At 69.2% G+C, this 15,510-nt stretch carries 11 protein-coding genes and 2 pseudogenes; 2 read left to right on the top strand and 11 right to left on the bottom strand.

The annotated features are described in order from the left end of the window. Nucleotides 1-374 precede the first annotated feature (374 nt). Nucleotides 375-992: a M23 family metallopeptidase gene (locus ACQZOG_RS21855; RefSeq protein WP_107115396.1), complete on the top strand. Its 618-nt coding sequence runs from the start codon at nucleotides 375-377 to the stop codon at nucleotides 990-992. A gap of 26 nt (nucleotides 993-1,018) precedes the next feature. Here the strand turns inward: ACQZOG_RS21855 and ACQZOG_RS21850 are convergent, their stop codons facing one another. The 5 genes and pseudogenes from ACQZOG_RS21850 to ACQZOG_RS21830 form a co-directional block, all read right to left on the bottom strand. Continuing rightward, complete coding sequence (locus tag ACQZOG_RS21850) at nucleotides 1,019-1,576, bottom strand: TetR/AcrR family transcriptional regulator (RefSeq protein ID WP_033275923.1); 558 nt, start codon at nucleotides 1,574-1,576, stop codon at nucleotides 1,019-1,021. A 100-nt stretch (nucleotides 1,577-1,676) separates the two neighbouring features. After that, a complete protein-coding gene (whiG, locus tag ACQZOG_RS21845; protein ID WP_006130436.1) occupies nucleotides 1,677-2,519 on the bottom strand; it encodes an RNA polymerase sigma factor WhiG in 843 nt (280 codons plus the stop codon). Between the two features lie 286 nt (nucleotides 2,520-2,805). Further along, nucleotides 2,806-3,933, bottom strand: a complete 1,128-nt coding sequence (gene dprA / locus ACQZOG_RS21840) for a DNA-processing protein DprA (RefSeq protein WP_033275966.1) — start codon at nucleotides 3,931-3,933, stop codon at nucleotides 2,806-2,808. 500 nt (nucleotides 3,934-4,433) lie between these two features. After that, a pseudogene (locus ACQZOG_RS21835) lies at nucleotides 4,434-5,072 on the bottom strand (ATP-binding protein); the annotation flags it as partial. A 334-nt stretch (nucleotides 5,073-5,406) separates the two neighbouring features. Then, on the bottom strand, nucleotides 5,407-6,141 hold the full coding sequence (locus ACQZOG_RS21830) for a TetR/AcrR family transcriptional regulator (RefSeq protein WP_051747821.1): 735 nt from the start codon (nucleotides 6,139-6,141) through the stop codon (nucleotides 5,407-5,409). Nucleotides 6,142-6,298: 157 nt separating this feature from the next. Between ACQZOG_RS21830 and ACQZOG_RS21825 the strand changes: the two genes are divergently transcribed. Next, nucleotides 6,299-8,833: a hypothetical protein gene (locus tag ACQZOG_RS21825; protein ID WP_158698228.1), complete on the top strand. Its 2,535-nt coding sequence runs from the start codon at nucleotides 6,299-6,301 to the stop codon at nucleotides 8,831-8,833. Nucleotides 8,834-8,929: 96 nt separating this feature from the next. On the opposite strand, the gene ACQZOG_RS21820 is transcribed toward ACQZOG_RS21825, so the two are convergent. The 6 genes and pseudogenes from ACQZOG_RS21820 to ACQZOG_RS21795 form a co-directional block, all read right to left on the bottom strand. Further along, on the bottom strand, nucleotides 8,930-9,646 hold the full coding sequence (locus ACQZOG_RS21820) for a DUF6262 family protein (protein WP_063834612.1): 717 nt from the start codon (nucleotides 9,644-9,646) through the stop codon (nucleotides 8,930-8,932). Next, on the bottom strand, nucleotides 9,643-12,282 hold the full coding sequence (locus ACQZOG_RS21815; protein WP_037641819.1) for a tyrosine-type recombinase/integrase: 2,640 nt from the start codon (nucleotides 12,280-12,282) through the stop codon (nucleotides 9,643-9,645). Before ACQZOG_RS21815 ends, ACQZOG_RS21820 begins: the two co-directional genes overlap by 4 nt. After that, nucleotides 12,279-13,472 carry a tyrosine-type recombinase/integrase gene (locus ACQZOG_RS21810; protein WP_245657375.1) on the bottom strand — a complete coding sequence of 398 codons (1,194 nt, stop codon included), beginning with the start codon at nucleotides 13,470-13,472 and terminating at the stop codon, nucleotides 12,279-12,281. Before ACQZOG_RS21810 ends, ACQZOG_RS21815 begins: the two co-directional genes overlap by 4 nt. 125 nt (nucleotides 13,473-13,597) lie before the next feature. After that, nucleotides 13,598-14,581 (bottom strand): annotated as a pseudogene (locus ACQZOG_RS21805) (YifB family Mg chelatase-like AAA ATPase); the annotation flags it as partial. Beyond that, nucleotides 14,582-15,013 carry a YraN family protein gene (locus tag ACQZOG_RS21800; RefSeq protein WP_359520533.1) on the bottom strand — a complete coding sequence of 144 codons (432 nt, stop codon included), beginning with the start codon at nucleotides 15,011-15,013 and terminating at the stop codon, nucleotides 14,582-14,584. A gap of 149 nt (nucleotides 15,014-15,162) precedes the next feature. Then, nucleotides 15,163-15,471, bottom strand: coding sequence for a DUF2469 domain-containing protein (locus ACQZOG_RS21795; RefSeq protein ID WP_003993268.1), 309 nt, complete (start codon nucleotides 15,469-15,471; stop codon nucleotides 15,163-15,165). Between the last annotated feature and the right edge of the window lie 39 nt (nucleotides 15,472-15,510).

The raw sequence follows: 15,510 nt of genomic DNA, 5'->3' as shown, positions 1-15,510 counted from the left end.
GGCCGTTTCTCCTTGAATTTCTCGGTTGTGCCGCGGGTGCCGGACGGCTCCCGCGCCTGACGCCCACGACGCGCCGTGCCACGAAGGACCGAGGGGCGCTGACACCGAGGCACGGTCGTGACCGGTCCCGATGTCGGGGCGTGCGAAGTCGACCCGGTGGCCCGGGTCGCCACCAGAAGTGTACGGGACCCGGAGGGTGCCGGGTGACGCCGTTGTCCACAACCCGGCCGTCCGTCCACAGGTCCCGGCGGAGATCACGTCTCCGGGGGACGCTTCCACCATGCGACGACCGGGACGGAGCGAGGGGCGTGGGTGGCGTGAAGTGGCGTGATGCGAGTGGCGGGGGCGGTCCGGGCAGGTGGGCCCGGCGGTGCGTGCGGCTGGTGCTGGTGGTGGCGCTGACCGTGGCGGCTCTGCTGGCACCGCCCGCGTCCCGGCTGTTCGCGGTCGGCTCGGCGGGATCGTCGGGGGCCGTTGTGCGGGCCGTCGCGGGAGCCGCTGGGGAGCCACGTTCCGCCGCGGACGCCGACACCGTCCCCGCCGTCGGCCGTACGTGGCCGGTGGGGGTACGCCCGCACGTCCTGCGCGGCTGGGAACCGCCGGCGACCGTCTACGGGCCTGGGCACCGGGGCGTCGATCTCGCGGCGGCGCCGGGGACGCCGGTACGGGCGGTGGCGGACGGCCGGGTGTCGTTCGCGGGCCGGGTGGCCGGGAAGGGCGTCGTGTCGGTGGAGCTCACCGGCACCGGGGACCCGCCGCTGCGCACGACCTACGAACCCGTCCGAGCCTCGGTGCCGCAGGGCGCGGAGGTGTCGGCGGGCGAGGTGATCGGCACGGTGGAGGCGGGCGGCTCGCACTGCACGGCGCCGTGCGTCCACTGGGGGCTGCTGCGGGGCGAGACCTACCTGGACCCGCTCTCCCTGCTGCCCCCGTGGCTGCTCCACCGGGGCCCGTCCCGGCTCCTGCCGGTGCTCGGGGTGCCGTTGCCCTGAGAGGGCCGGGCCGCCCGGGCGGTGCTTCAGCCCCGGACGCCGTCCAGGGCCAGGGAGACCGCCGCCCGGACGATCACGTCGGGATGCTCGGCCGCCCCCAGCTCGATACGGCGTACCGCGGCGTCGACGACGCCCTGGAGCAGCATGGCGGTGAGGCGCGGCTCGGCGTGCCCCAGTCCGGCGAGCGCCTCGACGATCATCGCGACGAGTCCGCCGTGGGCGGCGCGGATCTTCTCCCGGGCGCCGGCGTCGAGTTCGCTCGCGGAGATCGCGACGACCGCGCGGTGCCGCCGGTCCCCGACCAGCTCCAGCTGTTTGCGGACGTACGCCTCGATCTTGCCCTCGGGGCCCTCGGCGTCCGCCATCGCCGCCTCGACCTCGGCCGCCCAGACGGGGAAGTCGGCCTCGCACAGCGCCTCGACGACGGCCGCCCGCGAGCGGAAGTACTCGTACACGGACGACCGGGCGAGGCCCGTGCGCTCGGCGAGGGCCGGGAAGGTCAGCGCCTCCGTACCGCCCTCGGACAGCAGGGAGCGTGCCGCGTCCAGCAGGGCGGCTCGCTGCATCGACCGGTGCTCGGCCACGGAGGCCGCTCGAATCCTTGGCACGTCGTCCACTTTACGGACGCTCCGCCCACCGCGGCCAGGGGTTCGGACGGCCGGTCGCACCGGACGCCGCCGGGGGTCAGCGCCCGAAACTGGCCAGCTTGGCGCGCAGCTGGAGCACCGACTTGGTGTGGATCTGACTCACGCGGCTCTCGGTGACACCGAGCACGTTGCCGATCTCGGCCAGGGTGAGGCCCTCGTAGTAGTACAGCGTGACCACGGTCTTCTCCCGCTCGGGCAGGGTGTTGATGGCCCGCGCCAGGAAGCGGCGCAGCTCCCGGTCCTCGGCGACCTCCACCGGGTTGTCGGCGGCGGTGTCCTCCAGGGTGTCCATGAAGCTGAGCTGGTCGCCGCCGTCACCGCCGACGTGCAGCAGCTCCTCCAGGGCGACGACGTTGGCGAGGGAGAGCTGGCTGAACACCGCGTGCAGCTCGCCGACGGTGATGCCCATCTCGGCGGCGACCTCGTTCTCCGTCGGGGTGCGCCGCAGCCGCGCCTCGAGGGTGGCGTAGGCGCGCTCCACGTTGCGCGCCTTCTGCCGCACGGAGCGGGGGATCCAGTCCAGTGCCCGCAGCTCGTCGATCATCGCGCCGCGGATCCGGGTGATCGCGTACGTCTCGAACTTGATCTCACGGTCGACGTCGAACTTCTCGATCGCGTCGATCAGCCCGAAGACGCCGGAGGAGACGAAGTCCGCCTGTTCGACGTTGGGCGGCAGGCCCACGCTGACCCGGCCGGCGACGTACTTCACCAGCGGTGAGTAGTGCAGGATCAGCTGCTCCCGCAGACGTTCGTCCCCCGTCGCCTTGTACGACCGCCACAGCTCGTCGAGCGTCGAGGGAGCGGGCGGCCGCACGCTGCCACCGTCGCGGGCGGCTGGGGGGATCGCCGCCCGGTCGGACCCGGAGGTGTGCTGGGGCATTCGTCGCCTAGTGCCGTTCTGCCGTGGGCTGGTACTGCCTGGGTGCGTCGTCTGTCCGATGTCTGTTCTCGTGCCTGTTCTGGGCCGTCCGTGTCTGGACCCTCGTGAGCGTAGCGTGACTGCGGCGTCGCGGTGCGCGAAGAACGGGGGCCGGGCCGTGCGCAGATACGTTCCGGGGGCCGTCCCGCCGGGGCACACCCGTCGCTCTGCGTGATCACCCGGATACCCCAACTGACGTATTTTCCAGGGCGTGTCGGGGTTCCCCCGGACGGCCGAACACGCTGCGTCAGCGGACATCGGTGTCTCCCCGGACCGAGATCATCGCCTGGCGCGTCAACTTCCAGCCGTCGCCGTGTCGTTCGACGTAACCAAGTGCTCGGAGTTCGTACAGTTTCGCGATCGCGTCGTCCGGGGTGGTCTGCGCCGTGCGGGCGATGTCGTCCGGGCGTGCCGCCCTGCGGGCCGGCAGCGCGGCGAGGACCTGACGGACCGCCGGGTCCAGCAGGTCGCGGGGCAGGACGGGTCCCCTGCGCTCGGGGGCGAGCTCGCCCATGTCCCCGACCAGTTCGACGATCTCGTCGGCGTCGGTGACGAGGACGGCGTCCTGCCGCAGCAGTTCGTGCACGCCGGCGGAGAGGCCGCTGGTGGCCGGGCCCGGTACTCCTATCGTGTGGCGTCCGAGCCGGCGGGCGGCGCGGGCGGTCACCAGGGAGCCGCTGCGGTGGGCCGCCTCGACGACGACCGTGCCCCGCGTGAGGGCGGCGATCACGCGGTTGCGGAGGACGAAGCGACTGGGCGTCGGATGCTCGCCGGGTGGCAACTCGCCGACCACGAGTCCCTGTTCCGCGATCCGGCCGATCAGTCCGGCGTGTCCGCGCGGGTAGGGACGGTCCACCCCGCAGGCCAGTACGGCGACGGTCGCACCGCCCGCGCCGAGCACCCCGCGGTGTGCGGCGCCGTCGATGCCGTAGGCGCCGCCTGAGACGACGATCCACCCCTTCTCGGCGAGTCCGGCGGCGAGGGTGGCGGCCATGAACGCCCCGTACTCGGTGCAGGCGCGCGCGCCGACGAGGGCGACCGAGCGCAACGCCCAGAGCCGCAGGTCCGCGGTGCCGCGCACCCACAGGCCGAGCGGGCGGGCATCCCCGAGGTCGTCGAGCTGGCGGGGCCACTCGGCGTCCCCGGGGCACACGAACCGCACGCCCGCGTCCCGCGCGACGGCGAGATCCCGACGCGGGTCGGCCCGCTCGGCCCGCGCCAGCAGCCCGGCCCACCGCTTCCGGCTGACACCCGGCAAGGGCTCCCCGCGCTGCCTCAGCCGCCGCACCACCTCGTCCACCCCGAACTCCCGTACCCAGCGCCCGCCTGCCTCGTCCCCGGGTTCGACGACACGGGTGAGGAAGATCCGGCCCATGAGGCCGCCGTGGCTGACCGGTGAGGGTGAGCCGTCGCGCCCGGGTGCCCCGGGCGGGCCGCCGCCGTCGTGCACGCCGCCTCCAGGCGGGCCGCCGGACCCGGTCGGTCGCGCCGGGTCGTGCACGGCCGCACCAGGCCGGCCGACCGCCCTCGGCTGACCCTCGTCTCCGGCCCCTCCGGCCGAGCTCACCGGGTCGACCAGACGCGGCGGCCCGGCCTCCCCGGACGGGCCGCCGGGGCCCGTCGGTCGCACCGTGCCTTGTCCAGCTGCACCAGCCGAGCCGTCCCCGCCCCGGCCGGTCGGACACGGCGCGTCCTCGTTGCCGCCCTCTGCGGGCCGGCCCAGCGGGCTGACCGGTCCTGGCGGGCCCTCGCGCACGCCGCCTCCAGGTGGGCCGCCGGACCCGGTCGGTCGCGCCGGGCCGTCCTGGCCCGTCCATCCGACCGTCTCCGACGCCTCACCACGGCTGCGAGGGCCGACCGGCCCGATCCCCCCGCTCATACCCCCGCCCCGATCGCCATCGGCACCCCGCGGGGCACGCCCGTGCGGAGTTGCAGGGCCAGTACGACGTCGCCGGCGTCCGGGCGGTCGTGGCCGGACAGGTCGGCGACCGTCCAGGCGACCCGCAGCACGCGGTCGATCCCCCGCGCGGTCAGCACGCCCCGTTCCAGACTCCGCTCGGCCTCGTCCATGGCGCCCGGCGCGGCCTGCCAGCGGCTGCGGAGCTCCCGGCCCGGGATCTCACTGTTGAGGCGCCACGGCGTGCCGTGGAACCGCGCGGCGGCCCGTTCGCGGGCCGAGCGCACCCGGTCGGCGACCACCGCGGTGGTCTCGCCACGTGCGCCCGTCGCCGTCAGCTCGCCCCGGGTGACGGCGTCCACCTCCACCCGCAGGTCGACCCGGTCGAGCAGTGGTCCGGAGAGCCGGGCCTGGTAGCGGCGGATCGCCGAGGGCGGGCACTCGCACCGGTCGTCCGTGCGCGAGAACCGGCCGCACGGGCACGGATTGGCCGCGAGCACCATGAGGAAACGCGCCGGGAAGCGCACGACGCCCGCGCTGCGCGCGATGACCACGTGCCCCGCCTCCAGCGGCTGGCGCAGGGCGTCCAGTGCCTTGCTGCTGAACTCGGGGGTCTCGCCGTCTTTAGGGAGTACTCAATCGTCAGTATCGGCTTTGACCTGCGGCAATACGTCGCGTGTGCGTCCGCGACGTATGGACGTGCGCCGTCAGAACGGTGTGGGCACCAAGGGTTAATGGAGTCAAGTTCAGGGGCGGCGTAAACGGTGGGGCCGATGGCGAGGGTGCGGGTCACACGCCACCGGTCGCTCTGCCGCGCGGCCCAGAGACGGGTCTGCGGCTGATCACGAAGGAGCCGGCGCCGGATGCGGAACATCAAGACGGGCCATCCCGAACGCACTACCAAGCTGCTGCGGTAGCACCGTGGGCACGCGTCGCCGCTGTGGGCCTCATTTATCGCTTGCGCGGTACGCCACACAAGGCGAGGAGGTCGTCCATCATGTTCTCGAACAGGGGCAGGTAATCGTCGAATGACGAGGCCAGGTGTCCATAGACGGCCATGCAGAGCAGCCCGTAGATCTGCCGCCAGCAGGTGATCATCACCATGGCGACGCCTGCTGGGTAGTCGTGCTCCATCAGCCGTCCATAGGCCGATACCTGCAACCGAAGGGCTGGCTCCATCTCTTGCTCTGACGGGTACGGCAGGATGCCCCGGCGCCACAGCTGAGCAAAGGTCTGCCCGAACAGACCGCCCAACTCCCGGATCAGCACCTGGTCAACGTGGCGTCCGGAGGCGACTAAGCGCGCGTAGCCGGCGCCCATGAGGAGATCGAACTCGCCCGGGTTCGCGACCGACCAGTCCAGCACTGCCCGGGTGGCTGCGTAGAGCTGACCGCCGAAATCCTCCGCACCCATCGCGCCCGCCGCCTTCGCGACGGTCGCCACGAAGTCACGCGTGACCGCTTCGTAGACGGCAAGGGTGAGGCCCGGTTTTCCCTCGAAGTAGCGATACAGCGCCGGCGGAGTAACTCCTACCTCCCGGGCCACCGCCGACAAACTGAGGGCCTCGACACCCTGCGTAGCGATGAGCCTGCGCGCCGCTGCGAGCGCGTCATGCTCCAGTTCGATGCGCAGGCGCTCACGACGTGATGCGGGCCGACCGGAGTCTCCCGTAGTGGAGGGTCGCATCCTCACCTCTCAATGGCTCCATTCATGACAACTCTGCAATCCAGCCACGTAGTTGACGGCGCGCCCGAGTTGCGGTGACGCCATGTTATGTGGTTAATACTCTTCACTCTGTTGTGGGGTGTCACGCATCACCCCCGGCGCTGTGAAGGGGGAGCGCATGATCATGAAGCGCAGACGGGTCTGGTGGGTCAGCGGCATCCTGGCTCTGGCTCTGCTGACTGGAACTTGGGTGGCCTTCTGGAAGACCCAGGAGTCCGCCACCCGCCTCACCATCAAGATCACAGGCCTACCCGGCAAGGCCCAGCCAATCATCGCGGTCACCGGAGCTAACGGGTTCAAGCGGTCGGTCACGGCTTCTACGACCTTGGGGGTCCCCCCAGGATCCGTCCGCCTGGCACCGGCGCCCGTCAAGGCCGCCAACGCCACCTACTACACCCCGGACGAAGTGCTGACCACCCCGGTCGACAGAGGCGAGTCCGCGCGCGTGACGGTCGATTACCGAATCGCAGTCTCTGAGAAAGCCCGCATCCTCGACTACGCCGACCCGGGCCTGGCCAAAACAACCACGGGCAGGGACAAAGAACTCCTGTTCCGGTCCGACGCCGAGAGTGCACAAAACCTGAAGGTCGGCGACATCTTGCTGGCCGCTGAAGGGCCGAAAACCCCGCACGGTCTCCTCCGCAAAGTCGTGGGCCGCGAGCGCCGAGGAGATCTTCTGGCGGTCGAAACCTCCTCGGCACGGCTCAGCGAAGCCATGCCCAAGGCGGTCCTACGGTTCACGCGCACGCCATCCGATGCGGCCGCCGCAGGATCCAACATGCAGCCAGCTGCGTACCGGGCCGACGACGATCCCGGTCCGGGACCGCAAGCGAAACCGTGGGAGGGTGAATTTTCCCTCAAAATGGACACATGGCAGCAGGAACTGAAAAGCGGCGCGAAAGTTGCGTGTGGAACCGGCATCCCTCTGGTGAAGGTGGAAGCGACCTGGCCCGATCTTGACCTTAGCGGCAGTGAAATCGGATTCAATCTGAGGGATGTCGTGTGGGCCGACGTTCACGCCAATGTCCACTACTCCGCTCGAGTCACGCTTGGCACCCCTCACGGAGCCCAGTGCAGTTACGAATTAATCAGCAAGGACTGGATCAAACTGCCAGGCAATTTGGGAAAGGTGGCGCAACTCGTCCGCGTCGGCCCGTTCCGCGTCCAGCCGCAGATGAAGTTCATCGCTGGGCTGGAAGTCAAAGCAGCCACCGGGATGAAAGTGGTATCGGGAGGGGAGCAGGACTGGAAAGTCAAATCTCGCCTGAGTCTCCTGCCCTATGCCTCGGCGACTGTTGATGGGCCGGCTCCTTTCACAACGTCGATTTCAGGGGCTGGCGAAGGAAAGCTAAAGGGAAAGGGTGGAGTGCGATTCGGACTTGAGGCGAGCGACCCTATCGAGGTCTTCGTTACAGAATTCAACTTGGATGCCGCTCTTGCGGTGGAGGCTGGCATCGATCCAGAAAAGCACCAAGGGAAGGTGGAGGGATTCCTAGAGGGCGGGGCCGCAGTGGATTTCAAGCCCGGAGAATTCAAGGCCCGCCAGATCGGCCTCACAATTACGTCGCCCAAATATACTATTTGGGAGTCAGACGAACTGATGCCGGCCTTGGCGTTCGCCACGGACAGCGCCATTATGGTGAAGTCCGGTACGGGGGGTCCGGAGACGGTCACAGCACTGCCTGCAGGCATGGCGGCTAGCCAACTGACCTGGGCGCCCGACGGTAAGCAACTCGCGTGGACGACTGCAGCCACAGAACTGGGCCAGAGTGGTGGCCTCGTGTACTTGGCCGACCTGACGACGGGAAATGTCGGCAGCTGGGAGTGCGGAGGCTGTCAGATTTCCTTCATCGGGAACAAACTGCTTTCCGAGTGGAACACACTCGACGGAGAAGACGCTGGATTCGCCTGGTACCGCCTCGGGGAGACGGAACCCAGCACGATGCACCTGGAAAACCCCGAGATCCTCCATCAGGGACAGACCGACGAAGAAGCTCTGGAGGTAGCCAGGAACTACTGTGGGACCGGAGGCTGTTCCACAATGGACCTTTACGGGGGAGCAGCAAACTCAGGGGACTCGCTCATGGGGATTCGATGGAACGACTGCCGCACAAAGGTCTTTCGCGTCAACTCGCGACTGCAGGTGTCCGCCCTCACCGTGGCCAACCTCGGGTACGACAGCGTAGTTGAGCCCGGCCCAGACGGGCGGTGGCTGATGTCCGCTTGGAACAGTGGCGGCTGCGAAGGCGTGGGAGAGCAAGCCCAGCTGGAATTGGCGGAAGTAACCAAGAACGGGCAACTGAGCACCGCCCCGGTACCCTCTGGCTACCAGTCCTGGGAGGCGTGCTACCTCTGGTACGACGAGAAGAAGACACCTCACGCCGTTGTCGCCCCTGCAATCGACGACGGCGACATTTGGGCAGACGAGGAACCGTGCGTTCAGCAGCCGCCCAGGAAGTTCCGGACACTGATGAAGCAAGGGAACTCGTGGAAAGAGACTAGTGACTCAGTGCTGTTGCGGAGAACGCGAGGGGATTGGAGTGCCGAGCTCCACGCTGGCGGGCGACTGACGGCAGAGAATCCCAAACAAGAGCAGCGCATGCACATCTCCGAGCGTGTTCGCACGTTTGCCTGGAGCCAGGGGGCAAAGTAGGGCGTCCCGAGCGAGGACCAGCAGCTGACGGTGGCCCCTGCCTCACGGTGAGGCAGGGGTTCATCCCGTCGCAGTCCTCGTCACAGGTATCGGCGATCAGATGGCCGCGCCCCTTGAAGCGGAGACAGGCGAACTCGCCCGGACCGGGCTCCCCGGGGCCACATCAGGAGGCAACGCGCGAGAGTAACGACGTGTGGCCGCAGCTGAGTGCGAGAGGTCGGAATCGACGTCGGCCGGGACGGGAGGCTGGAGTTCGAGGAGCTGGACCTCGAGGTCGGCGATGCGTTTGTCGGAGAAGCGGAGGTTGGTGCGGGCTCCTTCGAGACGCTCCTGGAGCTTGCGGTGCTCTTGCGTCAGCTGCTGGAGGCGGCGCTTGAGGGTGGTGTTTTCGGTGGTGAGGTGCTGGACGGACTCGCCGGGGACCATCCCGTCGACGTCGCGGAGTTGGCCCATGAGCTCGCCGATCCGCTGCCGTTGGACCAGGACCTCGTTCTGGGTTCGGGTGAGTTCGGCTTCGGCGTTCAGGGCCCGTTCGCGCCAGGACGCCTCGATCTGCTCGTGCTTCTCGCCGGTGCGCCGGTCGTGGCGGCTCTTGCTGTCGGTGACGGCTTGCTGGACGAGTGCGCGGGCATCGGGATTCTCATAGAGGAACGTAGGAGACACGTCCGCCCGCTCGGCGATCGCCCGGACTGCCAGCCGACCGCGTTCGCGGCGGAGCTGAGCGATGGCCTTCTCGACGCGGGTGAGTTTGTCCTGGGTCTGTTGACGGCGGGCGGCGATCGCCGCCGCAGTCTGGCCGGGTCCGGAGGTCACGGAGCCACCTCATGGTCGTTGTCGTACTCATCGTCGAAGTCGGTTTCGCCGAGGTCCTCGATCTGGGCGAGTTCGTTGGCGCGGAACGCGGTGGCCCAGACGCGGCCGAAGTAGTCCTGCGGGCGTCGTAGGTCCAGGGCGAGGGCTTCGTCGAGGAGGCCGACGGCTGCCAGGGCCTTCTCCAGGCCGTCGATCGCGCGGGCGGTGGGCTCGAAGAGTTGGTGTAGGTAGTCGGTGACCTTGGGGTTGCCAGCGCGTTCTGCGAGCGTCCGCCAGTGCTCGCGTTTGCGGTGCCAGTAGACGAGGTCGGCGCCGGACATCACGAACTTGTCGCAGTTGTGGCAGTCCAGCTTCCAGGGGCAGGCGCCGCCGTCGACCACGGCCTGGAAGGTGCAGAAGCCGCCCTCGGCCGGGGTGGACTTGCGGGTGAGGTCGATCATCATCGCCTCGGCCTGCTCGCGGCTCATGGGTTCGCCGCCGCTCAGCACCACGCCCGGTTCCAGGGCGCCGGGGCCGGTGACCCAGATCGTGTTGAGGGCGTCCTCGAGCTTCTGGTCGGTGCTGGCGAGGTGGACGTAGTGCTCGGCCATCGCCTCGGAGACCTGCCCGAGGTAACGCTTGACGTGGCTGAGGTTCGCCCCGGCCTTCAGCAGGTTGGTGGCTAGGGTGTGCCGGGCCTGGTGGGTGACGACGTGGATGTCGGTGAGCGAGTCGATCCAGTCCCGGAACTGGCGGTTGAACCAGCCGTAACTGATGCCCTTGATGTGGTTCCGGTTGGAGTTCCGCGCCGGGAATAGCGCGATCTGCCGTCGTTCCTCGCCGGTCGGGACACGCCCCTCGCGCTCGAGAAAGCGGTCGATGGTGATGGCCTGTCGGGCCTCGATCCGCTTGTAGAGACGTTCCGAGATGCGGATCGCCTCGTCGAGGTTGCCGACCTTCGTCGCGTCGTACCAAAACATCGGCAAGCCACCGAGCCGGCCGATGCACTCCAGCCGCAGTTTCAGCACCTCGCTGCAGCGGCGGCCGGTGATGACCAGGGCCTCCCAGATGTCCCGCAGCCCCCGGTCCTCGACGTCCTGGCGATCCAGAGCCTGCAGATTGGTCTCGTTCGCGACCGCCCTGGCGACGTCGTCGGGGAATGGGCGGCGTCGGCCCTTGGCCCGCTTGCCCGGGGGAACGGCAAGGACGAAGGCCCGGTCCAGGCCGAGGCGTTCGAGGTCCCCGTCCTCCAGCGCCTTGCGCAGGGTGCGGCGAACCCCGTCGAAGTAGCCGCAGACCATCCCCGCTGTCACGGGATCGTTGTCCTGACCGCGGCGACGGCTCGCGGCCAGGGGCCGGATCCCGTTTTGGGCCCGGTGTCGCTGATCGGTGACGAAGTCGACCATGTGACGGCCCTCGAGGAGACGGGGGTCGTGACCGCCCTCGGGGCCCTGGATCTCCAAGAACGCGCTGAGCTCGGCGGCTCCGCGCCGTACCAAGTCAAAGGGCTGGGTGCTGCGGGGCGGGTTGGTCAGGAGCCGGTGGGCCATCTGGTCCCAGACCAGATCACGCAGCCACCGCTGCGAGATGTTCGACAGGTCGATCTGCCCGCCGTGGCTGCTGAGCTTCACCCCGAAGTGATCGGTCTCGATGTAGCCGGCGTCCTTGGTGTCCTCGCGGCTGAAGTAGATCAGCCGCAGCATGCGGAGCATCGCCTTGACGACCAGGGCCGGGAAGTTCCTCATCTGATCGGGGTGGAGGTCCGCCAGCGAGTTGACCTTCAGGTTGCGGCAGTCGTCGGCGAGGTACTGAATCCAGGGCAACGGCCAGTGCCCGGCCTCGACCTTCATCTGGGTGCGTTGGAACATGCACCACTGGATCTCTGCCTTCGCCAGCGGCTTCAGCCCGAGCAGGGAGACCTTGCCGTCCATGCGGTGGGCCGGGTCCGCTTCCTTGCACCAGGTCCGGAACGCGAGTTCGTCGTCGTAGAGAACCGGGATCGGCTTGTCCCGGTCGGCGAGCCACCGACCCCACTGGTGCGGCAGATGGACATTCCCCGGGGAACCGGCCCTGCTGTAGCGGCGGTGGTGGCGCTGGCAGAGACCCACCGGGTTCTCTGCGAGATCCGGGCAGGCCAGCACCTGGCACTCGCCGAAGGGCACGAACGGCTGCTGCGAGGCGAGGAACTTCTCGTAGTCGGGCTCTCCGGGCAGACCTTTCCGGCGCTTCCAGACTCCCTTCGCGGCCCGCCAGCGCTGGGTGTGCACGAAGCAGAGCGGCGAGGAGGCCCAAGCCGGGATGTCCGGGCAGATCGTGCAGTCCTCGGGCTGGTAGTGCGAGACCGGCTTCAGTGGCTCGGCGGTGCGCATAAAGTCGGCCAGCAGTCCGCCGGCCTTCCGCTTCGCGCGCCACTCGGTCTCGTGGTTCGCGCAGAACGACCGGCACGGCTCCTGGGCCCGCTCGCACTGCGGAACGCGGCAGCCCCAACCGTAGGCCTCGTGATCCTGCGGGATGCGGATCACGTCACGTCGGAACAGCCCGGCGTCGAAGCCAGGCGCTTGCATCAGCGCGTGGAGAATCTCCAGGCGGTCGCCAGTGGTCCGGCTCGGCTGATCCGGCGTGATGACGGGCAGGAGGGTGCGGACGGGCTCGGTCACGACTCCTCACCCCAGACCGCCTTTAGCGCGGACGTGAACTCAGGGGAGTGCATGTCGGGGTGCCCGTAGACCTCCTCGACGGTCTGCACCGACGCCCAGTTGCCGGCCTCTTTGGCCACCCAGGGGTCGTTGTCCGTGACGTCGAGGATCTTGTTGGTGGTCGTGTGCCGGAACGCGTGCGGCTTGATGCGGCCGGACAGCTCGGCCCGCTTGCCGGCCCGCCGCAGCACTCCGCGGGCCGCGTCCGCCGTCCACGGCTCGCCGATCCGCGGTCCGGCGAGCTGGATCAGGAGCATGCCGTGTCCCGTCGCGTACTTCGCGTACTCGGTCGTCATGTACTTGAAGTAGGAGCTGACCATGGCCGGGCTCACTCGGTAGATCTCACCGCCGGTGATCACGCCGTCCACCGTTTTCCAGTCCTCCTTCTTCTTCGCCCTGGCTCGGTTGGGGTTGGTCTGCCGGTGGCAGACGTGGACGTGCGGGCTCTTGCATTCGCCGCAGGCCGCGTTCTCACGCAGGTGCAGGTCGACCAGGTGCAGGCCGGTCAGGCCGCCGATCCGCAGGGTCGTGTCGGACAGCCAGGTCACGACCATCTCGTCGCGGGCGGTGTTCACCGCGCCCATCAGCTCGGGCCGGGCGTCATCCGGCAGCATCTTCGGGTGCCGCCGACGCGTGCCCTGCCGGGGCGCCAGCGGGTTCTTCGCGACCGAGGTCATCGTGTGTCCCAGGAAGGCCCGGTTCTTGTCGGCCTTGGTGGGCAGCCGCTCGACGTCCAGCGCCTCACGCAGCTCGCCGTTGATGCCGCGCTTCACGCACTGGTGCAGGTAGAAGCCCTTCAGGACGGTCGCCGAGATCGACAGGGCCGCCTTGCTGTACGGGCGCTTCGGCGGAACCCGCCACGGCTGCCCGTACGGCATCGGCACCTGCGCACCCACCGCACCCTGGTAGCGGTGGAGGTCCATGATCTTGATCGTCTCTGTGGTCAGGCCCTCGCGGACGCGCCACCGAAGGTGGTCAACGAGGTAGTAGGCGTAGGTCTCCTGGGACCCCGACCCCTCGTAGACGCGCAGGTAGCTCTCCGATTCCTCGTCGAGCGAGCAGTCGGGCAACACGATCCCGAACGACCAGCTTCCGTCCGTCCGTCTGATCTTCTGCACCCGCAGGTCGTCCAGCACCAACGTGCTTCGCACTAGGCATTCCTTCCAATTCGTCCCGTACAGGGCGAACAGAAGCAAACCGTTAGCTAAAGACCTACGCGACGCGGCCGATGAGCACTCCAACGAGGGACACGGACACTTCGCTAGCAGTCGCTAAAGTCCAGGAACAGGACGCCCCGGTGGGACAGGGACACCGCCCCCGGCCGGGCCGTCCCCGGGCCGCCGCCCACGAGCGCCTGCATGGTGGCCGAGTGGTGCGGGGCGCAGTAGGGCGCGGTGTCGATCAGGGGGCGGCCCGGCGGCAGCAGGCCCGCCACCGAGTGCACGGCGGTCACCTCCAGGGACGCCTGCCGGTCCAGCGGCGGCAGGATGGAGGGCATGCGCTCGGCGAGCATCGTCTTGCCCGCGCCGGGCGGGCCTTCGAGGAAGAGGTGGTGCCCGCCCGCCGCGGCCACCTCGACGGCCGTGCGCGCCGTGTGCTGGCCCACGACGTCGGCGAGGTCGTGTCCCTGGTCGCACCGGCCGGGGCCGCCGCTCATGCCGGTGATCGCCCCGCCGCCGAGGTCGCGCAGTCCCGCCATCAGCGGATCGGGCCGGTCGGGCTCCTGGGGCTCCTCGTCGGGCACCGGCTCGTCGGTGAGGACCGCGACGAGCTGGCGCAGGCTGCGCACGCCCAGCACGGACACGCCCGGTACCAGGGCGGCCTCGGCGGCGGCGCACTCCGGCACCACCACCTGCTCGAAGCCCGCGTCCGCCGCGGCCAGCACCGCCGGCAGGATGCCGCGCACCGGCCGCACCCGGCCGTCCAGGCCGAGCTCGCCGATCATCACGATGTCGGACAGCACCCGGGGGTCGATCCGCTCGGAGGCGCCGAGGACGGCACAGGCGACGGCGAGATCGAACCCGCTGCCGGCCTTCGGCACCGACGCCGGGCTCAGTCCGACGGTGAGCTTCTTCTGCGGCCACTCGCCACCGGAGTTGACCACGGCGGCCCTCACCCGGTCGCGGCTCTCCGTCAGGCTCTTGTCCGGCAGCCCCACCAGCGTGAACGCGGCGACTCCCGGCTCCAGGTCGGCCTGCACCTCGACGACCACGCCCTCGACGCCGACGAGCGTCACCGAACACGTACGGGCGAATCCCATTCAGGCCACCCCCCTGACGTGCTCGACGACGGGGGCGCCGCGCCTCGGCAGCAGCACGCCGACCAGGTCGATGCGGACGCCGCCGGGCGGTGCTCCCCCGTGTTCCTGGAGCCAGCGCTCCGCGAGTCCTCGCAGCCGGCTCGCCTTGGCCGGAGTGATCGCAGCCATGGGGTGCTGGAAGGCCCCGGCGCGGCGGGTCTTCACCTCGCAGACGACCAGGGCGTCGCCGTCCCGCGCCACGATGTCGATCTCGCCGGTCCTGCCGCAGCGCCAGTTGCGCTCCAGCACCGTCATGCCGGCCTGGGTCAGCCGCCGCGCGGCCAGTATCTCCCCGTACCTGCCGAGCGCCCCGCGGGCCTGCCCGCCACCACTCCCGGCGCCCCCGCGTACTTGCGTGTCCTGCCTGTCCTGCGTGTCCTGCCGTGCGTCCATGTCGGCACCACCTCCGGCGCCAACCGTCACGCAGACCAGCCGGTCCCCGCCGGGTCAGGTGGACAACCTCGCTGCTGTGGACAACTCCGCCACCCGCGAGAGTGACGTCACCACGTCACCACTCTCACCACTGTCACCACGAGACCACGTCACCCGCTCGGCAGCTCAAGATCGCTCTTGTTGAGCTCCTCAATGTTCACGTCCTTGAACGTGAGCACCCGCACCTGCTTCACGAAGCGGGCCGGCCGGTACATGTCCCAGACCCAGGCGTCCGCCATGGAGACCTCGAAGAAGACCTCACCCTGCACCGAGTGGACCTGCATCTCATAGTCGTTGGTGAGGTAGAAGCGCCGCTCGGTCTCGATCACATATTTGAACAGACCGACGACATCGCGGTACTCCCGGTAGAGCTTCAGCTCCATCTCGGTCTCGTACTTCTCGAGGTCCTCGGCGCTCATGGCATGTTCCCCTTCAGCCGTGCGATCCCACCATTGTGC

This window comes from Streptomyces sp. P13-3-3 (genome assembly GCF_050571355.1).
GTDB classification, from domain to species: domain Bacteria; phylum Actinomycetota; class Actinomycetes; order Streptomycetales; family Streptomycetaceae; genus Streptomyces; species Streptomyces althioticus.
This window is presented reverse-complemented; position numbering and strand designations above follow the sequence as displayed.

Coding starts and splice junctions, on each gene's coding strand:
- whiG (WP_006130436.1), bottom strand. CDS start 2,519: ATGCCCCAGCACACCTCCGGGTCCGACCGGGCGGCGATCCCCCCAGCC.
- dprA (WP_033275966.1), bottom strand. CDS start 3,933: ATGGGCCGGATCTTCCTCACCCGTGTCGTCGAACCCGGGGACGAGGCA.
- ACQZOG_RS21800 (WP_359520533.1), bottom strand. CDS start 15,013: ATGGACGCACGGCAGGACACGCAGGACAGGCAGGACACGCAAGTACGC.
- ACQZOG_RS21830 (WP_051747821.1), bottom strand. CDS start 6,141: ATGCGACCCTCCACTACGGGAGACTCCGGTCGGCCCGCATCACGTCGT.
- ACQZOG_RS21795 (WP_003993268.1), bottom strand. CDS start 15,471: ATGAGCGCCGAGGACCTCGAGAAGTACGAGACCGAGATGGAGCTGAAG.
- ACQZOG_RS21825 (WP_158698228.1), top strand. CDS start 6,299: ATGATCATGAAGCGCAGACGGGTCTGGTGGGTCAGCGGCATCCTGGCT.